The following is a 19,615-nucleotide window of genomic DNA, read 5'->3' on the forward strand; positions in this document are numbered from 1 at the left end:
GGATGTGCGGAACGCACTGGTGCCTTTTGAGGCACGACCGCTCCACTCATTGGAATCCGCGCCGCCGCAGGTGCATGAACCCAAAGTGTCTTCTGTTCGAGTTCCGTGACAGCGATGAGAAACACGGCAACGTTGACGCATGAGAGGTAGTTGCTGTTGGTCGACTGCGATTCAACCCCTTCCGGGGGAGAGTCGAACAGCTCCCCGCTCGATGGATCGCATGTCGTCGAGCTCAGATGCTGCGAGGGGGAGCGGTGATATCGCACGCCGCGCCACGCGTGAAGGGGACCTTACTTCCTGACCGCGGCTGAGTCCGCGTGAGCGGGCCGTTTGACCAGCGCCCGGGCCGGCGAACGGACACCAGCCCTCCCGCGCCTCCCGCGTGTACCTGCTGACAACTTCGTTAACCTCACGAAAGATCGGGGTTAGGCACGCAGCGGTCGGAAGAACTCGCGGATATCGGTGACCAGTTCCTCCGGCCGCTCCAACGCCGCGAAATGACCGCCCTGGTCGAACTCGGTGAACCGGGTCAGGTTATAGCAGCGTCGCACCCACTCCTCGGGCGGCGAGACGATCTCCTTGGCGAAGGAGGCGTACCCGGTCGGGGTGTCGACATACCCGGGATCAAGCATGCTCATCATGCCCTCGGCATGCATGGCCTCGTAGTACAGGCGGTTGGAGGTGGCGATGGAGTTGGTCAGCCAGTAGAGGGTGATGTTGGTGAGCAGCTCATCCTTGCTGAACACCGACTCGACATCGCCGCCGCAATCGCTCCACGCCCGGAACTTCTCCACGATCCACGCGGCCAGCCCGGCGGGGGAGTCGGACAGTCCCGCGGCGAGAGTCGACGGCCGGGTGCCCTGTACCCGCTCTCCTCGGCGAGCCACTGCTGGACCTCCGCCTGGAACGCCTCTTCGGCAGGCGTGAGTGGGGCCGAGTTCTCGTCCAGCACCGGCATTTCCCCGAGCAGGTTCAAGTGGATGCCGGCCACGCTGTCGCCATGGTCGCGGCCGAGCCTGCTGGTGATCTGCGCACCCCAGTCTCCGCCCTGCGCGCCGTAGCGCGAATAACCGAGCACCCCGGTCATGAGCTTGTCGAAAAGGGTCGCCACGGGCTTCAGGCTCATCCCGGGCGTGCCGGGATGCGGGGAGAAGCCGTAGCCGGGCAGGCTCGGCGCGACCAGGTCAAACGCGTCGGCCGGGTCCCCTCCGTGCGCGGCTGGGTCGGTCAACGGCCCGATGATCTTGTGCACCTCCCAGAAGGAACCCGGCCAGCCGTGCAAGAACAGCAGCGGGAACGGGCGCGGCCCCACTCCCTTGGCGTGCACGAAGTGCACAGTGTTGCCGTCGACCTCGGCGAGGAACTGGGGCAGTGAGTTAAGTCGCTCCTCAGCCGCGCCCCAGTCGAACTTGGTGCGCCAGTACTCCAGCAACTCAGCGAGGTAGCTAGGTGGCGTGCCGTGCGTCCAGTCCCGCCCGGACAGTGCCGGCGCGAACCGAGTGTTGGCCAGCCGCTCCCGCAGGTCAGTCAGCTGCTCGGGACGGGTTACGCTGCGAAACGGACGTATCAACGCCATGCGATTACTCCCATACATAAGAAACCTTCATATTTCAATGCAGGTGACCGGGCGTCTCACGCCTTTCCGGCCGCCGTGCCCGGACATCACGTCCGGAAATTACGCTACACGATGTCCGGGCGGGGTGTAGTGTGACGTTCGCTACCGAGCGAAGACCCTAGGGATCCGGACATGCCTTCGATCACTCGACGACGTACCGCGAATGTCGGCCGCCCCACCTCGGCCGAGGCGGAAATCCTGGCCGCGACGCAGCGTCTCCTGATCAACGGCGCGAACTTCACCGAGCTCGGCGTGCAACAAATCTGCACCGAGGCCGGCGTCGCCCGCTCGACCTTCTACAGCCACTTCCGCGACAAGATCGACCTGCTCATGCGCCTGGCCACCGAACTCATGACCTCATCCTTCGACGTCACCTCGGCATGGGACCCATCGGACGGCGTCGAACGTCTTGCGGACGCCTTCCTGCAAGTGGTGAAGGTCTATCGGGAACACGCCGCCGTCCGGCGGGCGCTCGCCGAGGTCGCCACCTACGACGCGACCGTGCGTGACTTCTGGACTGCGGAACTCAACCCGTTCACGGACTGGACGATTGCGGTGCTCCGCGCCGAGCAGGACGCGGGCCGCACCCGCGCCGACCTCGACCCGGTGAGCGCTACCCGGGTGATCGTCATGGGCGGCGAACGGGCCCTCGTCGACCACGTCACCGCCGGAGATCCCGGCAGCGACGCCGCGTTCGCCCGCGAGCTGGCACTGACCTGGTGGCATGGCGTCTACCGCCGCCCGGCGGACGTCGGGGAGTAAGTACCTTTTGCCGGGACGACCCGGTGGCCGGAGCCGGTGGTCCGTGCCGGGTCTCGTCCGGTGAGTCGGCTGTTCTGTTCGCAGAAAGCCGGCGAAGAGCACGCCGTCAGCTTCGGTGCGCCAGTGAGTGCACCAGCGGCGACCGGGTCATTGTTTTGTCGAGCATCACGTGAACGAACTGGTCGCCGGATGGAATTCTTTCCGCCCGGCGACCAGTGGACCCGCGCCGGTTGGATCCGGTCGCGGCCGTGGGGTATTTACGGCACGCTGTAAAGGAACCAGAAGTTGTACTGGTAATCACAGTGATACCAGGTCCACATGTGGTTCTGGACGCCGTAGTCCCCGTACCGATAGCAGTCCGACGAGGAGTAGTAGACGTTACGAAGCGTATCGGCGTGCGCGGGGACGGCGGTCGCCGTGACCGCCAGCCCACTGAGCAAGGCGCCGACGACGGCTAGAGCTCTGATTTTCCGCACTTACTCTCCTCGTAGTGGATGTCGTGCCGAACTTCCCACTGCGGATCATCGCAGCGCGCACGATATCGGTACAGGTCGCGTTGCCCGTCGTCGTTCTCCTGCGAAGTGACCTGCGGCTATAGCGGACAAGGGCTGAAAGTTTCCCTGGGGGATCTCCGTAACGGCGTCATTCACCCCGGAGGGCGGCCGGCCGTGAAACGGGAGGACATGAGATGGCTGGATGCGCCGGGTTAGGTTGGTCGGATGGGGATCTATGAGGCTCTGCCGGCGGAGCTGGTGACCGAGCGGCTGCGGTTGCGGCGGTGGCTGCCGTCGGATGTCGAGGAGTACCGCGGGTTGTGGCTCGAACGGGATCCGCGAGCGGTACGGCGGATCGACGCCGAGGGGCGCCCGACGGTCGAGGAGATGCGCGGCTGGCTCCGCGACAATCCGCTGATGGCGGACCGAGGGCTCGGGTTGCTGCCGATCGAGCTGCGAGACACCGGTGAGTTCATCGGGTACTGCGGATTGACCGTCGGCCGGGGATCTTTCGACGAACCTGAGATCGCGTACGAGCTGGCACGGCGGGCTCACGGCCGTGGCTACGCGACAGAAGCCGCCCGTGCGGTCGTCGAAGCCGCGGCGCGAACGGGACGGCGACGGCTCTGGGCGACCGTGCGGGAGTGGAACGCCCCCTCGTTCCGCGTCCTCGAGAAGCTCGGTTTCCACCGGAGCGACCGCATCACCGAGGACGCCGAACGCGGCAACTCGATCTGGATGACGCGCGCACTCGAACCGAGGTAGAGGCGGGAGCGCGGGCCGCGATCCACTTCCGGCGAGACGTGCGGTTGAGGTCGTCGCGATAGCCTCTCGCAAACCGGTAGAGACATATGCACATAGATCACTAGAGTTGCCGCCCCGGCACTCGTAGAGATCTTGAAGGTATATATGGCTCCGCGCTTGAAGCGGCTTCTGAGGTTATTAGTCGCGTTTACGTGTGTGGTGGTAGTGGCGGGGTGCGGCACGCCTGAAAAACCCGCTGCGGCTCCACCTGCCGGCGTGCCTGCGGTCGTCCTCGGCGACTTGGTCACGCTGGAGCAGGATGGCACCGTCCGCATAGCTCAGGTCGACGTGGCAGGTCCCACGCTGGAGATCTACGAGGACTACCAGTGTCCGGTGTGCCTGGAGTTCGAGCAGGGCGACAACAACGCGCTCGTGCGAGAAATGGTCGTCAATGGGGCGATAGCCATCATGATCCACCCGATGACCATCTTCCAGGACGACAAGCCGATCACTCGGGAGAACTCGCGACGGGCTCTTATCGCCTCGCTTTGCGTTCGGGATCCGAGCACGTGGCTGAGATATCACGACGAGCTGTACGCCCATCAGCCGGACGAGTTCCAGAAGGGCGGGTTCCCCCACGAGCAGCTCGTACAGCTCGCAGGGAAGGTGGGCATTCCGGCCGGGGAGTTCACCGCGTGTCTCGAATCTCCAGAAACCGCGGAGCGGGCCGACGCCGTCACCGACTTGGCCCTCAGCCGAGGAGTGGAAGGCACCCCCACGATCCGATATCAGGGCCAGGACCTCGATTGGACGACAAGCTGGCGTGATACGGGACAGGGATGACGCGGGGCCGAGCCGCGGCGCCGGCCTCACTCGGCGAGGCCGAGAAGCCGGTGGCGAGGGGCCGTGGTCCTGCGGCGACGCCCGGCGATCACCTTGCCGGCGGCCGCCGGGCGTCGTCCATCGCGGCTAGCAGCAGGACTTGTCCGCGTTCGCCGTCTCCTTTTCGGCGTCGTCCGTGGTGCAGCAGACGGGGTCGGCCTGCTTGGTGAGGGTGTCGGCGTCGGCCTTGACCACGTACACCTCCCAGGGCTCGTTGCCGGGACCGTGGACCCACACCTTGTCCTGCAGCGCGTAGCAGCAGGTGGTGTCGTTCTCCTCGAAGGTCGCGAGACCGGCCTCCTTCAGGCGTTCGGTCGCGGCGGTGACCTGGGCGCTGTTCTCGACCTCGACGCCGAGGTGATCCATCCGCGTTGGCTCGCCCGCCTCGCCCTCCAGCAGGACGAGCTTGAGCGGGGGCTCGGCGATGGCGAAGTTGGCGTAGCCGGGGCGCCGCTTGGCGGGCTCGACACCGAACAGCGTGGAGTAGAACGCGATCGAGCCTTCGAGGTCGGCGACGCGCAGAGCAAGTTGGACGCGGGACATGGCTGTCCTCCCTTAACCGCGAAGCGGCGGGCCGAAGCCGCCTGCCTGCTTCGATGAGCTTCTAATCAACGGATACCCGGAGTTTGTGCCCTTGCCGAGATCTATGTCAAATTAGAGGAATGTCGAAGCAAGAGCTGCCGATCATCGACGCGGGCATGGACGCAGGCTTGGACACACCGGGGGCGGGCTGCTGCGCGCCGCTGGCGTGCGAGCCGTTGTCGGAGAGCGAGGCCGTCGAGCTGGCCCCGCTGTTCAAGGCGATCGCCGACCCCGTACGGCTGCGCCTGCTGTCGCTGATCGCCTGCCATGAGGACGGCGAGACCTGCGTGTGCGACCTGACGGCGGCCTTCGACCTGACCCCGCCCACGATCAGCCACCACCTCAAGGTGCTCAAGCAGGCCGGGCTGATCGACTCCGAGCGCCGGGGCACCTGGGTGTACTACTGGATTAAGCCCGCCGTCCTGGCGCGCATGTCGGCCCTGATCGGCCCGGCATCGCCCGCCCTCGCCGGTACGGCCTGACCACGGGCGTCGAATGGCGGGTTTTCGCGTCGAGTTCTTCCCTGCCGCGCCCACGTCGTCACATGCCGCTCGTTCCCGACTCGCCGCCCTGCTGAGTGGAGAAGCTCATGTCCGAGAACGTGGAAGCAGTCAGAGCGGGTGTCGTCACCCGCTACGGCGAACTGGCCAGAGCCGCGCAGGCAGGCAAGCAGGTGATCGACTGCGGGTCGCAGGAGCTCACCGGCGGATGCTTCGGCGCGGCCGGCTACGACGACACCACCGGCCTGCCCGACGGAGCTCTCCGGGCCAGCCTCGGCTGCGGCAACCCGGTCGCCGTCGCCGGCCTCCAGCCCGGCGAAACCGTCCTGGACCTGGGATCGGGCGGCGGCATCGACGTCCTGCTCTCGGCACGCAGGGTCGGCCCGACCGGCAAGGTGTACGGCCTGGACGCCACCCCCGAGATGATCGAACTGGCCAGGGCCAATGCCGTCGAGGCCGGAGCGACCAACGTCGAGTTCCTGCACGGCCACATCGAAGACATCCCGCTCCCCGATGCCGGCGTGGACGTCGTCATCTCCAACTGCGTCATCAACCTGTCCGCCGACAAGCCTCGTGTGCTCGCCGAAGCCTTCCGCATCCTCAAGCCCGGCGGCAGGCTCAGCGTCTCCGACGTCATCGCCGACGACGGGCTCCGGCCCGCCGAGCGTGCCGAGGCCGAACGCCTCGTCGGCTGCACCGCCGGCACCCTCACCGAAGCGGAATACCGCGCCCTGCTCGCGGAAGCCGGATTCACCGCGTACACGATCACGCGCACCCATTCCGCGACCGGAGGGCTCCACTCGGCGATCGTCCGGGCGTCCACGGCCGCAGCGCCGTCAGGCGTCACCATCCGTCCCATGCGGGAGAGCGACGCGGCGCAGGTCCTCGCGATCTACCAGGCCGGTCTCGACGGCGGGAACGCCAGCTTCGAGACCACCGCGCCGGACTGGCAGGCGTTCGACGCCGCGAAGCTGCCGCTCCACCGGCACGTCGCCGTCGACACCGCCGCCGGGCAGGTCGTCGGCTGGATCGCGGTCAGCGCCGTCTCCTCCCGCTGCGTCTACGCCGGAGTGGTCGAGCACTCCGTGTATGTCCATCCCGGCCACGCCGGCCGCGGGATCGGGCTGGCGCTTCTGAACGCCCTCATCCAGTCCACCGAGACCGAGGGCATCTGGACGATCCAGTCGGGCATCTTCCCCGAGAACACCGCCAGCCTGCGCCTGCACGAGAAGGCCGGCTTCCGCGTCGTCGGCACCCGCCACCGCATCGGCCGCCACCACGGCCGCTGGCGCGACGTCGTCTTCATCGAACGCCGCAGCGCCGTCGCAGGCCTGTGACCGCCGATTTGTCTGGTCCCACGACATGACTGACAGTTCTGCACCCGCTGCACCGTGACCGGCTCAGCCGACGGGCGGGGTGGCGGCGCCGGTCCGGCGGACGTTCTGATCAGGCCAGGTTGCCGGCCGGGATCCGTGTCGGAGCGAACCACTCCTGAATCCAGTTCGGGTAGGCGATCGGCGGCCGGCTGACCTCGTCGAGTTCGGCGAGGTCCTGCTCGGTGAGCGTCAGGTCGCCGGCGGCGATGTTGTCCGTGAGCTGTTCCAGCTTGCGAGCGCCGACGATGACGCTGGTGACGGCGCGCTGGGCGAGCAGCCAGGCGATTGCGACCCGAGCGGGGCTCACCTCGTGCCGCGCGGCGACGGCCCGCAGCACGTCGAGCACCTTGAAGCCCTTCTCCTCGTCGAAAGGCACGAAGTCGAAGCCGTTCCGGGCTCGGCGGGAGTCTTGTTCGGTGGTCGCCCCGCCGCGGTCGAACTTGCCCGTGAGGAATCCGCCGGCAAGCGGTTGCCACACCGTCAGGCTCAGCCCGGCGTCCTCGGCCAAGGGCACCAGGTCGCGCTCGGCGTCGCGCGACACCAGCGAGTAGTGCGTCTGATTGGCGGCGAACTTCGCCTGGTTGTGCAGCGCGGAGATGCCCAACGCCTTGCTGATCTGCCAGGCGGCGAAGTTGGAACAGCCGATGTAGCGAACCTTGCCCTGTCGCACCGCGTCGTCGAGCGCGCTCAGCGTCTCCTCGATCGGCGTCACATGGTCGTAGTTGTGGAGCTGGTAGAGATCGATGTAATCGGTCTTCAGCCGACGCAGGCTGTCGTCCAGGGCCCGCATCACGTGAAGACGGGAAAGCCCCTGGTCGTTGGGCCCCGGCCCGACCGGAGCGAGCAGCTTGGTGGCGAGCAGTACGTCCCGTCGGCGCCTCCCGACCGCCCGGCCGAGCAACTCCTCGCTCTCGCCGTCGGCGTAGACGTCGGCAGTGTCGATGAAGTTGATCCCGGCGTCGAGTGCCGTGCCGACGATTCGATCCACTTCCTCCTGCCCGAGTGCTCCATGGGTGCGGTACACCGGGTGGTCCTTGCCGCCGAACGTCATCGCGCCCAGGGAGATCTCGGAAACCCAGACCCCCGTACGTCCCAGCAGACGATATTTCACCAGCTACTCCTTCTTGTGGATACGTCCGGTCTCGGCCGGCGACGAGCGTTCCCACGCCCTTCCGGTCGCCGAGTCCGGACACCGTGTCGGGAAATTACGCTACACCGTGTCCGGGCGAGGTGTAGTGCGACGTGTAGTGTGACGTCAACCGCAAGGTGACGACCCTAGGATCCGGACATGCCTTCGATCACTCGACGACGTACCGCGAATGTCGGCCGCCCCACCTCGGCCGAGGCGGAAATCCTGGCCGCGACGCAGCGTCTCCTGATCAACGGCGCGAACTTCACCGAGCTCGGCGTGCAACAAATCTGCACCGAGGCCGGCGTCGCCCGCTCGACCTTCTACAGCCACTTCCGCGACAAGATCGATCTGATCATGCGACTGGCCGCCGAACTCATGACCTCATCCTTCGACCTCACCTCGGCATGGGCTCCATCGGACGGCGTCGAACGCCTCGCGGCCGCCTTCCTGCAAGTGGTGAAGGTCTATCGGGAACATGCCGCCGTACGGCGGGCGCTCGCCGAGGTCGCCACCTACGACGCGACCGTGCGTGACTTCTGGAATGCGGAACTCGACCAGTTCACGGACTGGACGATCTCGGTGCTTCGCGCCGAGCAGGAGGCGGGCCGCACTCCCGCCGGCGTGGACCCGGTGAGCGCCACCCGGGTGATCGTCATGGGCGGCGAACGGGCCCTCGTCGACCACGTCACCGCCGGGGATCCCGGCAGCGACGCCGCGTTCGCCCGCGAGTTGGCACTGACCTGGTGGTACGGCGTCTACCGCCGCCCGGCGGACTACAGTCAGTAAGCGCCTCAGAACACCACCTGGTCCGCGGAATGCGGGACGGCCGGCGACCGGAGCCGGCGGGCCGTCAGGCGTGCGACGTATCCACGTCGAGGGAGATCAACGGCGGCGCTCGGGCCGTGGACCCATGCCCGAGATCTGCGATCACTGCGATGTGCGGTCCGCGCCCGAGTCTTGCCCGGTGAGCCGGCCGGTGCCGATCGCCGTGCTCTGCGGCACGACCTCGTCGAGCGCCTGCTGGACGGTGACTCCGGCGCCGGCGGCCGCGGCGTGCGCCATGCCGCCCTGTCCGGTCCAGAACGGGGTGCGCGCCGTCGCGGCGGGGCTCAGCGGTCGCGGCGGGGCTCAGCGGTCGCGGCGGCGACGGAACCTGCCGCTCACTCCGCCGAACAGGGCCATTCCCTTGATCACGATCACCGGCGCCGACGGATCGATGTCCGGGCTGTTGTGCACGTCGTAGCCGCCGAAGACGCCGACGCCCTGGCAGCGCACCTCGACCCCCTCCGGCAGGATGATCTCGGCCCCGCCGAAGATGGCGTTGACGGTGATCTCGACCTCTTTCGCCTCGAAGACGGCTTCGCTCAGGTCGAACTTTATGCCGCCGAAGACGGCCAGCGCCTTGGTCTGCCGCCGTACCCGCCAGCGGCCCTTGCGCTCGGCGCCGCCGAAGATGGCGACGACGTTGTCGGGCTCGGTGCTCTCGCTCGGCGCGTACGAAATTGCGCTCCCGCCCGCCGCATGGGACGCCGGGCTCACGGCCGGACGGTGCTGCTCGACCTGGAGGTCGTGGGTGAGGACCTCGAGCTCTCCCACGGTCTTGGCCTGGTAGAGACTGTCCAGTCGCTCGGAGTACTCCTCGTGGCTCAGCTGACCCGTGCTCAGGGCCTCCCCGAGCAGGGCGGCGATCTGGTCCCTGTTCTGGTCTGAGGCGCGCAGGTGAGACGTGGGGGAGTCCCGACGCTGGGGAGGATTTTCCATGCTGGTCACGATAGTTCTCATTCGACCCGACAGGGAGTTCGTCTCGCTTCGAAATGTTCCTGTAGCCGGCCGTCGAGGAACCGGGTGATGCCGCGAACGCCGTCGCCGGTCAGGGTGAGCACGATGACCCCGGTGGCTTCTCCGTCGAGGGAGCAGGTGAACGCCGGTTGCCCGTTGGCGCGGGTGGGCTCCAGCTTCAGGCGCCGGCCCGCCCGCCACTCGGCGCTCGCCCGCAGGAACGAGGCGATCGCCGCCGCACCGTGGTACTCGTGCGGCGCGGGCGGCATGGACAGCCATGCGTCGTCGGTGAGCAGGGCGACCAGAGTGTCGATGTCGTCGCAGGTGAAGGCCTCGGCGAAGCGGCGGACCAGATGCCGCTCCGGTGCCGACCCCCGAGCAGGTGGCTCGGCACGACGATGGTCCATCGAGGCCCGTGCCCGCTGCAGCAGGCCTTTGACGGCCGTCGGCGTGGTGCCGAGCATGGCGGCGACCTCGCTCAGCGGATAGCCGAGCACGTCGCAGAGCACCAGGACCGCGGTCTGCCGCGGCGGGATCCGCTGGAGCGCGGCGACGAAGGCCAGCTCGACCGCCTCCCGTGCCGTGTAGCGCGCCTCGGGCCCGGGGGCGGCGTCCGGCACGAACTCGAGCAGGGCGTCCGGGTACGGCTGCAGCCACCGCACGTCGCCGTGGCGGCTGGGTTCGGGCGGCTGAAACGGCGGGCTGGGCGCGGGTGGCACCCGCCTGCCGCGGTCGCGCAGGGCGTTGAGGCACCGGTTGGTGGCGATGCGGTAGAGCCACGACCGCGACGACGCGCGGCCCTGGAAACCGTCCAGGCCACGCCAGGCCGCCAGCAACGTCTCCTGCAGCACGTCTTCCGCGTCGGTCAGCGAGCCCAGCAGGCGGTAGCAGTGCAGCAGCAGCTCCTGCCGGTACGCCGTGAGCTCTTCGAACGCGATTTCCGCCACAAGCGTTCCGTTCCGCGGGTCTTCGGTGTCGTACAAGTCAGCACCGGAAGGAGACATGATGACCAGCTCAGCATTGCAGATCGCCCTCGCCTATCACCGGGCGTGGACCGGCGGCGACCTGGACCTCGCGATGGGCCATATCGCCGGCGACGTCGTGCTCGACGCTCCGGCGGGACGGCTCGCCGGGATCCAGGCGTACCGGGAATTCCTGGCGCCTTTCGCCGAACGGTTCCTCGTCAGAACGGAGATGATCGCGGCGTTCGGTGACGACGACCGGGCTCTGATGATGTACGACGCGGAGACGATCCCGGCGAAGAGCGCACCCGCGGCCGAGTGCGTCACGGTCCGCGACGGGAAGATCGTCTACAACCGGTTCGTCTTCGACCGCACGCCGTTCGACGAGTTCCGCCGCCGGCAGGCCCAGGCCGGCGCCGTTCAGGGCCGCTGACGGGGTTATCGGGCCGCTCTCGACGGCGAAGGCCCCTTCTCTCGCCCGGAAGGGGCCTTCGCCGGTCGGCGCCCGCTTCCGCCGGGGCCCTTAAGCGACGGCGGCGGGAGTCCAGAGGCCGTCGATCGCCTGCTCCGCCGCCGCGAGGCTCTTGTCGGCCAGCGGAATCAGCTCGGTCATCGCCGGCGTGACGTACGCGAGGGTGAGCTCGGCCGTGATGAAGCGCGGCTCCAGGCCCGTCAGGGAGAGGCCGTGCGGCAGCCACGGCTCCGCGTGGTCCCATCCCTCGCGGGGGGTTCCCGCCCCGTAGCCGCCGCCACGGCTCGCGAGGACCAGGAAGTCGCGCCCGCCCAGCAGGCCTTCGTTCGTCGTCGGGTCGTACGACAGTCCGGGGGCGATGAGGTGGTCGACCCAGGCCTTGACGGCGCTGGGCGCCCCGTAGTTGTAGAGCGGGAGCCCGAGCACGATCGTGTCGGCCCGCTTCACCTCGCCGATCAACTGTTCCGTCAATCTCCACGAGGCCGCCTGGGCGGGGGTGTGCTGCTCCTGCGGGACCACCCGGGCCAGGCCGCCCTCCTGGTCGAGATGCGGGAGCGGGCTGCTGCCCAGGTCGCGGTAGGCGACGGTGCCCCCGGGATGTGCGGCGCGCCAGGCGGCGACGGCCCGCGCGGTGAGCTTGCGGCTGACGGAACGCTCGCCCTGGATGCTGGCGTCGACGTGCAGCAGGTGAGGCATCGCTTAACCTTTCAAAGATGATTGGTGCTGGACCAATGATTAGCCTCCTGTCTATCGCAGGTCAAGTCGGCTAGAGTTGGGTCATGACGTCCCCGCCCGCCGTCGAGCAACCGGTGCACCGGTGCGGTGCGCTGCTCGAATACCTCGCGCGCCGTCTGCGTCTGCGTTCCGAGTCGGTGCTCGCGCCGCTCGGCCTGCGCCCCCGCCACCTCGTCGCCCTCACGGTGCTGCGGGCCCGGGGCGGCAGCACTCAGCAGGCGCTCGCGAGCACGCTGGAGATGGACGGGACGAACGTCGTCGGGCTGCTCAACGACCTGGAGGCCGAGAAGCTGATCGAGCGGCGGCGGTCGCCGGAGGACCGCCGCCGGCACATCGTCGAGCTCACCGAAGCCGGTGTGGAGCGGCTCGCGAGCGCCGAGTGCGCGCTGGCGGCGGTCGAGGACGAGGTGCTCGGCGCGCTCGACCACGACCAGCGCGAGACTCTCTACGGCCTGCTCCAGCAGGTGGCCACAGGCGGCGTGGAGGCGGCCTGCGTGGAGGCGGACACCGGCGGTGCCGGGGCGGCCGCCTGCGACGGAGTCCCACTCTGCTGAGAGCGGGCCTGCCGGCCTGCTTTTCCGGCAGTCTGTCGAAAAATCTGGAAGTACGTACTAATCTATGTTCTTACTATGAAGGATGTAGATACCTTTGAGAACGATCCCGACGGCTACCTTTACGACCCGCGAGCCAGGGCGGCGATGGCGTGGATCGCCGGTGACGACGGTGATCTGCCCGCGTTCGAGGCGAGCGCGGCCGTCCGCACCGCGTCTCACGCGGTCGACCGCCTCCGCTCCCACGGCTCCGAGGGCAGGGGAGTCAGCGCGGGCGCTCTCGACGTGCTGATCCGGCTCGCCGCACGCGAGCAGGGGATCAGCATCGGCGAGCTCGCGCGGGCCGCCGGGGTCAGCTCCCGCAACGTCACCGGCCTGGTGGACACCCTCGAACGCGACGGGCTGGTCCGCCGGGTCCCCGACCCGGGTGACCGGCGTTCGGTCCTCGCCGAGATCACCCCGGCCGGCCGGAAGTGGATCGAGGACTTCCGCACGCCGTCACGGCTCGCCATGAAGGCGCTGTTCCGGGGATTCACGCCCGAAGAGCTGGTCGTCCTGCGCGACCTCTGCCTGCGCCTGGCCGCCAACCAGCAGCGCCTGTCCGCCCACCTCCGTCAGATCGGATCCCAGCCATGACCGCCACCCTGGAACAGACGCGCCGCGCCGTACGCGGATATCACGAGGCCCGTTTCCGCGGGGACGCGACCGCCGCCGCGGCGCACCTGGGGGAGCCCTTCCGGTTCCAGAGCCCGTTCTTCACTTCCGGCGACCGGGCCGGGCATCTGGCGACGTTGCCGGGGTTCGTGTCGATCGTGACCGGGGTCGACCTCATCAGCGAGCTGTACGGCGAAGCCGAGGCGACGCTCGTCTACGACGTGCACACCGCGACGCCGGCCGGCACGCAGCGCACCGCCGAGCATTTCCGCCTGGACGACGGCAAGATCGTCTCGATCATGCTGGTGTTCGACGCGTCGCCCTGGCAGCCGATGCGAGCCGAAATCGAGCCGGACCCCCGGCGGTGACCCCCGGCCCGCTCGTATAAACCCGCGGGGCCCCGGGCACGAAGGGCCCCGCGGGAGTAGTGGGTCAGCCGTTGACCTCGAGGGCCACGCGTACGGCCGATTCCAGGGCGCCCTCGATCCAGGAGTGCTTGAGCGAGGTGTGCTCGCCGGCGAAGTGCAGCGGGCCCTCGGAGACGGCGATGGCGGGGTGGATCTCGGTCATCTGGCCGGGCGTGAAGACCGCGGCCTCGCCGAAGGCGTAGCGGTTGCGCATCCAGCTCTGGGTCTGGCCGCGGCCGGTGTAGAACTCCGCGACCCGGTCTCCGTGCACCTCCTGGAGCCCGCGCAGCGCGTAGCCGTACCGTTCCTCGTCGTCCATCGAGTCCCAGCGGGTCGCGTCGTCGGCCCACGAGTAGCTGGCCAGCACGACCCCGCCATCGCTGCCGGGCACCGGGTGCGAAGGGAAGTAGATGAACCGGTTGGCGTTGTCGCAGACCGACCCGCCGCCCGTAGTGTGCGTCACCGGGCCGGGACGGTAGCGGCCGCCGAGCTCGCGCTTCCAGTCCTCCTCGGTGAACTCCCACCAGCGCCTGCGGAACTCCAGCAGCACCTTGGTGGCGGAGTCGTAGTGCAGTTCCATGATCGAGCGGCGCTTGCGGTAAGACAGGGCCGGCGCGATCTCGACGTGGCGCAGCGCGGAGAACGGGACCGTGATGATCGCGACGTCGCCCTCGAACGTCTCCCGTGGCGTCTGAAGGGTGAACTCCGACTCCGTGCTGCCCGCCTCGCTGACCGTCGCGATGCGCACGCCGCGTCCGGACGTCTCGATCCGCACCGCCCGGCGGTCCATGCGGATCTCGCCCCGCAGGCCCGGCTCCAGCGCGTACGGCAGCTCCCTGCTGCCGCCGGCCATCTCCCAGTAGGTCACGGCCGGGTTGACGAGGCTGCGGGTGAGGAACGTGTGCATGAACGACAGCGGCAGCCGGGAGGTGAGGTTCTCCAGCGTGCCGATGGCGTCGATCGCCTCGTCGCCGAGCTTCGCGTGCTCCTTGAGGTAGGCGTACATCGAGTGGCCGTCGAAGTCGTACAGCAGGCGGGCCCAGCCCTCGATCTGCTCGGGCAGCGGCTTGTCGATCCGCTTGGCGCCCTTGCGTACGGAGAAGTAGTCCCTCGCCGGGTCCAGGGCGGCGTCGAGGATCTCGGCGGCGGTCCTGTCGTCCCTGAGACCGAACGACGCGTTGATCCTGCGCGGATCCCTGGCGTACTCGTCGCGCCGCTGGGTGATGCCGTTGACGTGGATGAACGTGTGGTTCACGCGCGGGGGCGCCGTGAAGGCGCCCTTGGGCGGGCCGGAACGCCACACCTGTCCCGTGTATGAGCTGTAGACGACCGGCGGCACCGGTCCGCGGGGCACCGCGCCGGGCGGCACGTCGACGTTGTAGAAGGGCCGGCGGCTGATCCCCAGCTTGTCGATCAGCGCCAGCGTCAGCGGGTGGAAGTCCGGGATGCGCATGGCCCCCGCCTCGGCGTACTGCCTCCTGTCCTGGAAGCCCGTCCGGAAGGTCTTGATCCGGCCGCCGATCCGGTTGCCGTTGGCCTCGATGACCGTGACGTGGTGCCCGGCCCGCTTCAGCAGCGTCGCGGCGACCAGGCCGGAGATCCCGGCGCCGACGATCAGGACCTTCTTGGGCGTACGGGCCTTGGGCAGGCCCTTGTCGATGAGCACCTGCAGATATCGGTGCTTGAGGTCGTTGCCGTCCTTGTCGACGAGCAGGTGGTCGCGCGCCACCCGAAGACAGGTCTGCCAGCGCTCTCCCGTGTACGGCGCGCGCGCCGCCGAGGCGGGGGCGGTGCCCAGAGCCGGACCGATGACCGATCCCACCGCGCCGAGCCCGGCCAGCCTGGCGAATCCCCGACGGTCGATTGAGACCACGAACTCCTCCTCCGCGATTCGGTTACGGAGGGTGAGTGTGGGGGTCATGGTCATGCGACGGCCCGCGACGCGCCGAGGGTGTGCAACTGGTGTCCCAGGCGATGGTCAAGACGAGGGCGCGTCGTCCAGTGTTCGTTCCCAGAACACCTCGTCATGCCATGCGCCGTCGAGGTGGATGTGCGCGTGCGCGACCCCCCAGGGGCGGAAGCCGTTGGCGCGCAGCACCCGCTGCGAGGCCAGGTTGTCCATCCGGGTGTGCGCCTCCGCGCGGTGTAGCCCGAGCTCCCCGGCCATCACGGTGAGTATCCGGCCCACCGCCCGGGTCGCGTGCCCGCGGCCGTCGAAGGCCGAGGCGACCCAGTAGCCCAGGAAGCCCTTCCTGAAGGGGCCGCGCAGGATCGTGCTCACGGTCACCTGGCCGACGACCTCGCCGCCCGCGAGGATGACCGCCGGCCAGCGCTCGCCCCGGTCGTGCTCGCCGAGCAGCGTCTCGATGCGCCGGCGCTGCCCGGCCGCCGTGTAGAACTCGTCCGGCTGGGCCGGTTCCCAGGCGGCGTACGCGCGCCTGTCGCGGGCGCGGTGCGCCGCGATCACCTCGGCGTCGTCCACCCGGATGAGCCGGATCGTGGTCTCCTCGTCCGCCATATGGCCCTTTCCTCCGCTCGTGTACCGTCCGCACCGCCGGGCGATCGTATCTCCGCCGGTGCCGTGCGGCAGGCCGGGAAAGTGACGGCTGGACCGGTTCACGCCGTCTCCCTAGCATTGGCGCGTGCGGCTGAACGTCCTCGGTCCCATGGAACTCGTCGTGGCCGGGCAGGCCGTGCCGGCCGGACCGCCCAAGCAGCGAGCGCTCCTGGCCCTCCTCGTCATGAACGCCGATCGGGTGCTCCCTACGGACGTGCTGACCGACCGGCTCTGGGACGGCAGCCCGCCCGCGAGCGCGCAGGGCAGCCTCCAGGTGTACGTCTCCAACCTGCGCCGCCGCCTGGAACCCGGCCGGAAGGCCGGCGCGCCGGCCACGGTCCTGGTCAGCGCGGCGGACGGGTACGGCCTGATGACCGGCGGAATCGACCTCGACACACGGGACTTCGACGGCCTGGTGTCCACGGGGTCGGGGCACCTGGGCGAGGGACGGCACGAGCAGGCGGCGGCCGTGCTCACCGGGGCGCTCGCCCTGTGGCGGGGCGACGCGTACGCCGACGTGCGGTCCGAGGAGTGGGCGCGGCCGGAGATCGCCCGGTTGGAGCAGCTGCGGCTCGACGCGGTCGAGGGGCTGGCGGGGGCGCTGCTGGAGCTGGGCCGCCACACGGACGTGGTCGCGCGGCTCGAACCGTTCGTGCACGACAACCCGCTGCGGGAGCGGGCCTGGGAACTGCTCGCGCTGGCCCACTATCGATCGGGCCGCCAGGCGGCGGCGCTGGAGTGCCTGCGCAGGGTGCGCGAGGTGCTGGCGGGTGAGCTGGGCATCGATCCCGGGCCCCGGCTGCGCGAGCTGGAGACCGCCGTGCTGCGCCAGGACGCCGCGCTGACCGCGGCGGCGAGGCCCGTCGCGCCGCCCCCGAGACGGTCAGGCCTTGGAAGACGCGACCCGGGACGACGCGACCCGCAGCGACGTGACCCGGGGCGGCGCGCGGACGACGGGCCGTTCGTGGGACGCGAGAGCGCGCTGGAGTTCCTGGCCGGCGCCCTGACGACGGCGGCTGCGGGCCGGCAGGTCGTGCTCGTGGACGGCGAGCCCGGGGTCGGCAAGACGAGCCTGCTCAGGAGGTTCCGCGCGACCGCCGGCGTCCCGGTGGGGTGGGGGTCGAGCCCCGACCACGAGACGGCGCCCGCTCTGTGGCCGTGGGAGCAGGTGCTGCGCGACCTCGCGGACGCGGCCGCCGGGGCCGTCCTGCCCGAGGAGGTCCGCACGTTCCTGTCGGGCGGGGTGGAGGCGATCCCGGCGTACGACGCGCAGGGGGCGCGGCTGCGGTTCTTCGAGGCGGTCGGGACGTTCCTTGCCGATCTCGGCCCGGTGGCCGTCGTCCTTGAGGACGTCCACGCGGCCGACGACGCGACGCTGCGCCTGCTGGTCCACATCGCGTCCACCGCGCGACCGGGCCTGCTGGTCGTGGCCAGCTTCCGGCGGCACGAGACGTCGGCGCTGACCGCCACCCTGTCGGCGCTGTCCCGGCTCGGCGCGCGCAGGCTGGGGCTCGACGGGCTCGCGACCGAGGAGGTGCGCGCGCTCGTGCGGGAGCTGTCCGGCCGCGACCCGGGCAGCCGGAAGGCCGGGGAGCTGCGCGGCCGCACCGGGGGGAACCCGTTCTTCCTCGCCGAGCTGGCCCGGGCGGGCGAGGAGCTGCCGCGTGGCGTGCTCGACGTCGTGCTGCACCGGGTGACCGGGCTGGGGGAGGAGACGGCCGCCCTGCTGGAGCTGGCCGCGGTCGCGGGCGACGAGTTCGAGGCGCGGGTCGTGGCCGAGGCCGCCGGGCGTGACCTGGGCGACCTGGTGCCGTCGCTGGAGGCGGCACTGGCGGCCGGTCTGATCCGCGAGTCGGGCGCCAGGCTGGGCGGGTACGCCTTCGCGCACGCCCTGGTGACCGACGCGTTGCTGTCGCGCCGCTCCCGCCTCTGGCGGGCGGGCGTGCACGCGCGGCTCGCCGGCGTGCTCACCCGTGTGCACGGGGACCGGGACGACCAGGCGGCGGCCATCGCGCGGCACTGGCTGGCGGCGGCCGAGCTGGGCCAGGAGCAGGCCCGAATGGCGATGGACTACGCCGCACGTGCCGCGCGCGCGGCCATGCGCAGGCACGCGCCCGACGACGCGGCCACCTCGTGGCAGGAGGCGCTGGCGGCGGCCGAGCTCGCCGGGGCGGATGCGGCCGAGCGGTTCGAGCTCGCGGTCGGCCTGGCCGACAGCCGCTACGCCGCCGGGCGATACGACGAGGGCTACAGGGCGATCGAACAGGCGCTGGCCCTCGCCGGAGACGACCTGGAGCGGGCCGTCAGGGCCGCCGACATCGCGATGGGGCACGGTGTCTGGGTCCCCTTCCGGCATGATCTCGACGTGCGCGTCCTTGCGGAGTCGATGGACCGCGCGGTGCGCGAGCTGCCGCGAGACGTGCCCGCCTGGGCGTCCGCGCAGGCCGTGCGGGCCGTTGTGCTGGCCCAGACCGGCGGCGAGGACCTGGTCGACCGGGTCTCGTCACAGGCCGTGGCGGCGGCGGAGCGCCTGGGCGACCCCCTGCTGCTGCGGCGCGTGCTCCACCTGCGGCTGCTCGCCATGCAGGGGCCGGACTTCATCGACCGGCTGGCCGGGACCGCGCGGCGCCTGCTGGCGGAGCCGGATCTGTCGTCCCAGCTCAGGGTGATCGCACAGCTCCACCTCGTCGCTCATCTCGTCGAGCACGGCCGGGTGGCGCAGGCGCGCGAGCTGCTGACGGAGACCGACGCGCTGCTGCGCGACCTGCACAACCCGACGCTGGCGCTGCAGGCGGCGATCGCGCACGCGGGGCTCGACCTGTTCCAGGGCGTGCCGGAGCCGACCCGCCACTTCGAGCCGGTCAGGGCGTCGTTGTCCTTCTCCGACCTCGCGTACTACGAGGTGGGCATGCTCGCCATACGGGCCGAGACGCTCCTTCAGGAGGACCGCCTCGGCGCGGAGGTGGCATGGATCGAGGAGATGTTCCGGCGCACGGGCCTGGCGGGGCTCGCCTACGTCCTGGCGTACGCGCTGGCGGACCTGGGCGAGCGTGACCGTGCCCTGCGGCTGCTGCGGGAGACCCCTCTCCCGGGGCGCGACTACAACTGGGCGATGGCCACCATGTGCCGGCTGCACGCGGCGATCCGGCTGGGCGAGCTCGACGTCGTGCGGGAGGTCTACGAGGCGCTCCTTCCCTTCGCCGGCCTGCTGCACGTGAACGGCACCTGCACCACCGTCGACGGGGCGTACGACGGCCACCTGGGCGAGGCGCTGCTGGCGCTGGGGGACCGCGCGGGAGCACGGGCCCATCTGCGCGAGGCGGTGCGCGTCCTGGAGGAGGCGGGTGCGGGCTACTGGCTGTTCAGGGCACGGCAAGCCCTCGACAAGTGCTCATAAGGGCGGGAAACGCA

Annotated in this window: 22 protein-coding genes; 11 read left to right on the forward strand and 11 right to left on the reverse strand. The window is 69.8% G+C overall.

Going from position 1 to position 19,615, the window contains the following annotated elements:
• Nucleotides 1-425 precede the first annotated feature (425 nt).
• Nucleotides 426-746, reverse strand: a complete 321-nt coding sequence (locus ACIBK1_RS37740; protein ID WP_396740450.1) for an alpha/beta fold hydrolase — start codon at nucleotides 744-746, stop codon at nucleotides 426-428.
• On the reverse strand, nucleotides 698-1,576 hold the full coding sequence (locus ACIBK1_RS37745; RefSeq protein WP_396740452.1) for an epoxide hydrolase family protein: 879 nt from the start codon (nucleotides 1,574-1,576) through the stop codon (nucleotides 698-700). The genes ACIBK1_RS37740 and ACIBK1_RS37745 overlap by 49 nt, the downstream gene beginning before the upstream one ends.
• A gap of 171 nt (nucleotides 1,577-1,747) precedes the next feature.
• Between ACIBK1_RS37745 and ACIBK1_RS37750 the strand changes: the two genes are divergently transcribed.
• A complete protein-coding gene (locus ACIBK1_RS37750) occupies nucleotides 1,748-2,377 on the forward strand; it encodes a TetR/AcrR family transcriptional regulator (RefSeq protein WP_396740454.1) in 630 nt (209 codons plus the stop codon).
• 257 nt (nucleotides 2,378-2,634) lie between these two features.
• Here the strand turns inward: ACIBK1_RS37750 and ACIBK1_RS37755 are convergent, their stop codons facing one another.
• A complete protein-coding gene (locus ACIBK1_RS37755; RefSeq protein ID WP_030510353.1) occupies nucleotides 2,635-2,853 on the reverse strand; it encodes a hypothetical protein in 219 nt (72 codons plus the stop codon).
• Nucleotides 2,854-3,096: 243 nt separating this feature from the next.
• Here ACIBK1_RS37755 and ACIBK1_RS37760 point away from each other — a divergent pair, with 243 nt between their 5' ends.
• Together ACIBK1_RS37760 and ACIBK1_RS37765 are read left to right on the forward strand one after the other, a co-directional pair.
• Nucleotides 3,097-3,636, forward strand: coding sequence for a GNAT family N-acetyltransferase (locus ACIBK1_RS37760; protein WP_030510352.1), 540 nt, complete (start codon nucleotides 3,097-3,099; stop codon nucleotides 3,634-3,636).
• Nucleotides 3,637-3,792: 156 nt separating this feature from the next.
• Complete coding sequence (locus ACIBK1_RS37765) at nucleotides 3,793-4,458, forward strand: DsbA family protein (protein WP_396740456.1); 666 nt, start codon at nucleotides 3,793-3,795, stop codon at nucleotides 4,456-4,458.
• Nucleotides 4,459-4,584: 126 nt separating this feature from the next.
• Here ACIBK1_RS37765 and ACIBK1_RS37770 read toward each other — a convergent pair whose 3' ends face one another.
• Nucleotides 4,585-5,040: an ArsI/CadI family heavy metal resistance metalloenzyme gene (locus ACIBK1_RS37770; RefSeq protein WP_030510350.1), complete on the reverse strand. Its 456-nt coding sequence runs from the start codon at nucleotides 5,038-5,040 to the stop codon at nucleotides 4,585-4,587.
• A 155-nt stretch (nucleotides 5,041-5,195) separates the two neighbouring features.
• On the opposite strand from ACIBK1_RS37770, the gene ACIBK1_RS37775 reads away from it, so the two are divergent.
• Together ACIBK1_RS37775 and arsM are read left to right on the forward strand one after the other, a co-directional pair.
• Entirely contained in the window at nucleotides 5,196-5,561 is a 366-nt protein-coding gene (locus ACIBK1_RS37775) for an ArsR/SmtB family transcription factor (RefSeq protein WP_396740510.1), read from the forward strand.
• A gap of 107 nt (nucleotides 5,562-5,668) precedes the next feature.
• The gene (gene arsM / locus ACIBK1_RS37780) at nucleotides 5,669-6,916 is read left to right on the forward strand and encodes an arsenite methyltransferase (RefSeq protein ID WP_081903817.1); all 1,248 of its coding nucleotides are present in this window, start codon (nucleotides 5,669-5,671) and stop codon (nucleotides 6,914-6,916) included.
• A 109-nt stretch (nucleotides 6,917-7,025) separates the two neighbouring features.
• Here the strand turns inward: arsM and ACIBK1_RS37785 are convergent, their stop codons facing one another.
• The gene (locus tag ACIBK1_RS37785; protein ID WP_396740459.1) at nucleotides 7,026-8,066 is read right to left on the reverse strand and encodes an aldo/keto reductase; all 1,041 of its coding nucleotides are present in this window, start codon (nucleotides 8,064-8,066) and stop codon (nucleotides 7,026-7,028) included.
• A gap of 177 nt (nucleotides 8,067-8,243) precedes the next feature.
• On the opposite strand from ACIBK1_RS37785, the gene ACIBK1_RS37790 reads away from it, so the two are divergent.
• Nucleotides 8,244-8,873 carry a TetR/AcrR family transcriptional regulator gene (locus ACIBK1_RS37790; RefSeq protein ID WP_396740461.1) on the forward strand — a complete coding sequence of 210 codons (630 nt, stop codon included), beginning with the start codon at nucleotides 8,244-8,246 and terminating at the stop codon, nucleotides 8,871-8,873.
• Nucleotides 8,874-9,014: 141 nt separating this feature from the next.
• On the opposite strand, the gene ACIBK1_RS37795 is transcribed toward ACIBK1_RS37790, so the two are convergent.
• From ACIBK1_RS37795 to ACIBK1_RS37805, 3 genes are all read right to left on the reverse strand, one after another.
• Nucleotides 9,015-9,149, reverse strand: a complete 135-nt coding sequence (locus ACIBK1_RS37795; RefSeq protein ID WP_269321810.1) for a hypothetical protein — start codon at nucleotides 9,147-9,149, stop codon at nucleotides 9,015-9,017.
• Between the two features lie 66 nt (nucleotides 9,150-9,215).
• The gene (locus ACIBK1_RS37800; protein ID WP_396740463.1) at nucleotides 9,216-9,848 is read right to left on the reverse strand and encodes a DUF1707 SHOCT-like domain-containing protein; all 633 of its coding nucleotides are present in this window, start codon (nucleotides 9,846-9,848) and stop codon (nucleotides 9,216-9,218) included.
• Nucleotides 9,849-9,865: 17 nt separating this feature from the next.
• The gene (locus tag ACIBK1_RS37805) at nucleotides 9,866-10,813 is read right to left on the reverse strand and encodes an RNA polymerase subunit sigma-70 (protein WP_396740465.1); all 948 of its coding nucleotides are present in this window, start codon (nucleotides 10,811-10,813) and stop codon (nucleotides 9,866-9,868) included.
• A gap of 58 nt (nucleotides 10,814-10,871) precedes the next feature.
• On the opposite strand from ACIBK1_RS37805, the gene ACIBK1_RS37810 reads away from it, so the two are divergent.
• Nucleotides 10,872-11,261: a nuclear transport factor 2 family protein gene (locus ACIBK1_RS37810; protein WP_076438548.1), complete on the forward strand. Its 390-nt coding sequence runs from the start codon at nucleotides 10,872-10,874 to the stop codon at nucleotides 11,259-11,261.
• Between the two features lie 90 nt (nucleotides 11,262-11,351).
• On the opposite strand, the gene ACIBK1_RS37815 is transcribed toward ACIBK1_RS37810, so the two are convergent.
• Nucleotides 11,352-11,996 (reverse strand): FMN-dependent NADH-azoreductase, encoded by a 645-nt coding sequence (locus ACIBK1_RS37815; RefSeq protein WP_030510342.1) that lies wholly within the window; start codon nucleotides 11,994-11,996, stop codon nucleotides 11,352-11,354.
• An 83-nt stretch (nucleotides 11,997-12,079) separates the two neighbouring features.
• Between ACIBK1_RS37815 and ACIBK1_RS37820 the strand changes: the two genes are divergently transcribed.
• The 3 genes from ACIBK1_RS37820 to ACIBK1_RS37830 all read left to right on the forward strand — a co-directional run bounded on the left by ACIBK1_RS37820 (nucleotide 12,080) and on the right by ACIBK1_RS37830 (nucleotide 13,608).
• Nucleotides 12,080-12,589, forward strand: coding sequence for a MarR family winged helix-turn-helix transcriptional regulator (locus ACIBK1_RS37820; RefSeq protein ID WP_051762171.1), 510 nt, complete (start codon nucleotides 12,080-12,082; stop codon nucleotides 12,587-12,589).
• Between the two features lie 75 nt (nucleotides 12,590-12,664).
• On the forward strand, nucleotides 12,665-13,222 hold the full coding sequence (locus ACIBK1_RS37825) for a MarR family winged helix-turn-helix transcriptional regulator (RefSeq protein ID WP_030510340.1): 558 nt from the start codon (nucleotides 12,665-12,667) through the stop codon (nucleotides 13,220-13,222).
• Nucleotides 13,219-13,608, forward strand: a complete 390-nt coding sequence (locus tag ACIBK1_RS37830; RefSeq protein ID WP_030510339.1) for a nuclear transport factor 2-like protein — start codon at nucleotides 13,219-13,221, stop codon at nucleotides 13,606-13,608. The genes ACIBK1_RS37825 and ACIBK1_RS37830 overlap by 4 nt, the downstream gene beginning before the upstream one ends.
• Before the next feature lie 64 nt (nucleotides 13,609-13,672).
• On the opposite strand, the gene ACIBK1_RS37835 is transcribed toward ACIBK1_RS37830, so the two are convergent.
• Nucleotides 13,673-15,520: an FAD-dependent oxidoreductase gene (locus tag ACIBK1_RS37835; RefSeq protein ID WP_396740468.1), complete on the reverse strand. Its 1,848-nt coding sequence runs from the start codon at nucleotides 15,518-15,520 to the stop codon at nucleotides 13,673-13,675.
• A gap of 105 nt (nucleotides 15,521-15,625) precedes the next feature.
• Nucleotides 15,626-16,165: a GNAT family N-acetyltransferase gene (locus ACIBK1_RS37840; protein WP_357314714.1), complete on the reverse strand. Its 540-nt coding sequence runs from the start codon at nucleotides 16,163-16,165 to the stop codon at nucleotides 15,626-15,628.
• Nucleotides 16,166-16,289: 124 nt separating this feature from the next.
• Between ACIBK1_RS37840 and ACIBK1_RS37845 the strand changes: the two genes are divergently transcribed.
• Entirely contained in the window at nucleotides 16,290-19,601 is a 3,312-nt protein-coding gene (locus ACIBK1_RS37845) for a BTAD domain-containing putative transcriptional regulator (RefSeq protein WP_396740470.1), read from the forward strand.
• Nucleotides 19,602-19,615: the final 14 nt, after the last annotated feature.

Origin of the sequence: Microbispora rosea (assembly GCF_044460045.1) — a bacterium.
In the GTDB taxonomy this organism is placed as follows: domain Bacteria; phylum Actinomycetota; class Actinomycetes; order Streptosporangiales; family Streptosporangiaceae; genus Microbispora; species Microbispora rosea.

What these genes read in the sequence shown, in the direction of transcription:
- ACIBK1_RS37750 (WP_396740454.1), top strand. Translation starts at nt 1,748, where the DNA reads ATGCCTTCGATCACTCGACGACGTACCGCGAATGTCGGCCGCCCCACC.
- ACIBK1_RS37775 (WP_396740510.1), top strand. Translation starts at nt 5,196, where the DNA reads ATGGACGCAGGCTTGGACACACCGGGGGCGGGCTGCTGCGCGCCGCTG.
- ACIBK1_RS37810 (WP_076438548.1), top strand. Translation starts at nt 10,872, where the DNA reads ATGACCAGCTCAGCATTGCAGATCGCCCTCGCCTATCACCGGGCGTGG.
- arsM (WP_081903817.1), top strand. Translation starts at nt 5,669, where the DNA reads ATGTCCGAGAACGTGGAAGCAGTCAGAGCGGGTGTCGTCACCCGCTAC.
- ACIBK1_RS37800 (WP_396740463.1), bottom strand. Translation starts at nt 9,848, where the DNA reads ATGGAAAATCCTCCCCAGCGTCGGGACTCCCCCACGTCTCACCTGCGC.
- ACIBK1_RS37795 (WP_269321810.1), bottom strand. Translation starts at nt 9,149, where the DNA reads ATGGCGCACGCCGCGGCCGCCGGCGCCGGAGTCACCGTCCAGCAGGCG.
- ACIBK1_RS37770 (WP_030510350.1), bottom strand. Translation starts at nt 5,040, where the DNA reads ATGTCCCGCGTCCAACTTGCTCTGCGCGTCGCCGACCTCGAAGGCTCG.
- ACIBK1_RS37830 (WP_030510339.1), top strand. Translation starts at nt 13,219, where the DNA reads ATGACCGCCACCCTGGAACAGACGCGCCGCGCCGTACGCGGATATCAC.
- ACIBK1_RS37820 (WP_051762171.1), top strand. Translation starts at nt 12,080, where the DNA reads ATGACGTCCCCGCCCGCCGTCGAGCAACCGGTGCACCGGTGCGGTGCG.
- ACIBK1_RS37760 (WP_030510352.1), top strand. Translation starts at nt 3,097, where the DNA reads ATGGGGATCTATGAGGCTCTGCCGGCGGAGCTGGTGACCGAGCGGCTG.
- ACIBK1_RS37745 (WP_396740452.1), bottom strand. Translation starts at nt 1,576, where the DNA reads ATGGCGTTGATACGTCCGTTTCGCAGCGTAACCCGTCCCGAGCAGCTG.
- ACIBK1_RS37840 (WP_357314714.1), bottom strand. Translation starts at nt 16,165, where the DNA reads ATGGCGGACGAGGAGACCACGATCCGGCTCATCCGGGTGGACGACGCC.
- ACIBK1_RS37815 (WP_030510342.1), bottom strand. Translation starts at nt 11,996, where the DNA reads ATGCCTCACCTGCTGCACGTCGACGCCAGCATCCAGGGCGAGCGTTCC.
- ACIBK1_RS37825 (WP_030510340.1), top strand. Translation starts at nt 12,665, where the DNA reads ATGAAGGATGTAGATACCTTTGAGAACGATCCCGACGGCTACCTTTAC.
- ACIBK1_RS37790 (WP_396740461.1), top strand. Translation starts at nt 8,244, where the DNA reads ATGCCTTCGATCACTCGACGACGTACCGCGAATGTCGGCCGCCCCACC.